Below are 2,976 nucleotides of genomic sequence, written 5' to 3' on the forward strand. Positions count from 1 at the left end.
CCCTGAAGACTGCAAGTAACGCGAAACCAAATGATTTTTGAGGTCAAGCCCTCGGTCTGTTAGCACGGCTCGGCTACATACATTGCTGCACTTCCACCTACCGCCTAAGAACGGGTGTTCTTCCCGTGACCTTACCCACTTTTAGTGGTGAGAGCACTCATCTTGAGGTGGGCTTCCCACTTAGATGCTTTCAGCGGTTATCCGCTCCGCACTTGGCTACCCAGCGTTTACCGTTGGCACGATAACTGGTACACCAGCGGTGCGTTCCTCCCGGTCCTCTCGTACTAAGGAGGACTCCTCTCAATGCTCTTACGCCTGCACCGGATATGGACCGAACTGTCTCACGACGTTCTGAACCCAGCTCACGTACCGCTTTAATGGGCGAACAGCCCAACCCTTGGGACGTACTTCCGCCCCAGGTTGCGATGAGCCGACATCGAGGTGCCAAACCTCCCCGTCGATGTGGACTCTTGGGGGAGATCAGCCTGTTATCCCTAGAGTAACTTTTATCCGTTGAGCGACGGCCATTCCACTCTGCGCCGTCGGATCACTAAGGCCTACTTTCGTACCTGCTCGAGTTGTCACTCTTGCAGTCAAGCTCCCTTTATGCCTTTACACTCGCCGCACGGTTTCCAAGCGTGCTGAGGGAACCTTTGCGCGCCTCCGTTACCTTTTAGGAGGCGACCGCCCCAGTCAAACTGCCCACCTGAAACTGTTCCCTGACCGGATAACGGTCATGGGTTAGAATTCTAGCTTCGCCAGAGTGGTATCTCACCGTTGGCTCCATACTCCCCACAAGGAATACTTCATCGCCTCCCACCTATCCTGCGCAAGCCAAGCCCGAACACAATTCCAGGCTACAGTAAAGCTTCATAGGGTCTTTCTGTCCAGGTGCAGGCAGTCCGTATCTTCACAGACATTCCTATTTCGCCGAGTCTCTCTCTGAGACACCATCCAGATCGTTACGCCTTTCGTGCGGGTCGGAACTTACCCGACAAGGAATTTCGCTACCTTAGGACCGTTATAGTTACGGCCGCCGTTCACCGGGGCTTCGGTCGCTAGCTTCAAGGTTTCCCCCTGACCAACTTCCTTAACCTTCCGGCACTGGGCAGGCGTCAGCCCCCATACTGCGTCTTGATGACTTTGCGGAGACCTGTGTTTTTGGTAAACAGTCGCCTGGATCTCTTCACTGCGACCCACGTCTTAGGTGGGCACCCCTTCTTCCGAAGTTACGGGGCCATTTTGCCGAGTTCCTTAGAGAGAGTTATCTCGCGCCCCTTGGTATTCTCAACCTCCCTACCTGTGTCGGTTTCGGGTACAGGTAACTGTAAGTTAACGTGTTTAGAGCTTTTCTTGGAAGCTAGACTATGCCACTTCCCCACCGTAGTGGGTCGTACTCACGCCTCAACTCGAAACGTTTTCGCCGTCTCTCAACATCTCGACGCTTAAACCGGGAACCAACATCCGGCTGACACTCATCTTCTCCGTCCCTCTGCACAACCTACAATCAGTACGGGAATTTTAACCCGTTGTCCATCGACTACGCCGTTCGGCCTCGCCTTAGGCCCTGACTAACCCTCCGGGGACGAACCTGGCGGAGGAAACCTTAGGGTTTCGGGGCATTGGATTCTCACCAATGTTTGCGCTACTCAAGCCGACATTCTCACTTCCGTTTCGTCCACAGCTGCTTGCCGCTACTGCTTCTACCTACGACGGAACGCTCCCCTACCGATTAACGTTAGTTAATCCCACAGCTTCGGTACATCGCTTAGCCCCGTTCATTTTCGGCGCGAGAGCGCTTGACTAGTGAGCTATTACGCACTCTTTCAAGGGTGGCTGCTTCTAGGCAAACCTCCTAGTTGTCTGTGCACTCTCACCTCCTTTATCACTTAGCGATGATTTGGGGACCTTAGCTGGTGGTCTGGGCTGTTTCCCTCTTGACAATGAAGCTTATCCCCCACTGTCTCACTGGCAATGTGTGCTCTGGGTATTCAGAGTTTGTCTCGATTTGGTACCGGTCTCCCAGCCCGCACCGAAACAGTGCTTTACCCCCCAGATATAATCATTACCGCTGCGCCTAAACACATTTCGGGGAGAACCAGCTAGCTCCTGGTTCGATTGGCATTTCACCCCTAACCACAACTCATCCGCTGATTTTTCAACATCAGTCGGTGCGGACCTCCACTTGGTGTTACCCAAGCTTCATCCTGGCCATGGTTAGATCACCAGGGTTCGGGTCTATAAACACTGATTATCGCCCTTTTCAGACTCGGTTTCCCTTTGGCTCCAGCATTCTCGCTTTAACCTACCAGTGCCTATAAGTCGCCGGCTCATTCTTCAACAGGCACGCGGTCAGACTTTTAAATAGTCCTCCCACTGCTTGTAAGCTAACGGTTTCATGTTCTATTTCACTCCCCTTCCGGGGTTCTTTTCACCTTTCCCTCGCGGTACTGGTTCACTATCGGTCACACAGTAGTATTTAGCCTTACGAGGTGGTCCTCGCTGATTCACATGGGATTCCTCGTGCCCCATGCTACTCGGGATTCAGCTACTATCCTTGAGTTTTCAACTACAGGACTTTCACCTTCTTTGGTGCAGTATTTAGCTGCTTCGTTTAACCGCCAGATTCGATATCGCTGTCCCACTACCCCAATCGGTAAACCAATTGGTTTAGGCTCTTCCCCTTTCGCTCACCACTACTTAGGGAATCTCTTAATTGATTTCTCTTCCTCCAGCTACTAAGATGTTTCAATTCGCTGGGTTGGCTCTCTCCTGCCTATATATTCAGCAGGTAGTATATAGGGTTGCCCCATTCGGAAATCTCCGGCTCAATGTTTGCTTCCAACTCCCCGGAGCATATCGTCGGTAACCACGTCCTTCGTCGCCTCTGTGTGCCTAGGTATCCACCGTTAGCCCTTATTAGCTTGACCACTCAATTCATTTGGTCTTTCACAATTTTGCATTCACAAAAACAAA

1 rRNA gene is annotated in these 2,976 nt (G+C 52.0%); it reads right to left on the minus strand.

The annotated features are described in order from the left end of the window. Nucleotides 1-39: 39 nt before the first annotated feature. A 23S ribosomal RNA gene (locus VB732_RS35380) occupies nucleotides 40-2,930 on the minus strand. Nucleotides 2,931-2,976 lie beyond the last annotated feature (46 nt).

Origin of the sequence: Nostoc sp. UHCC 0252, assembly GCF_034931145.1 — a bacterium.
Classification (GTDB): Bacteria; Cyanobacteriota; Cyanobacteriia; order Cyanobacteriales; family Nostocaceae; genus Nostoc.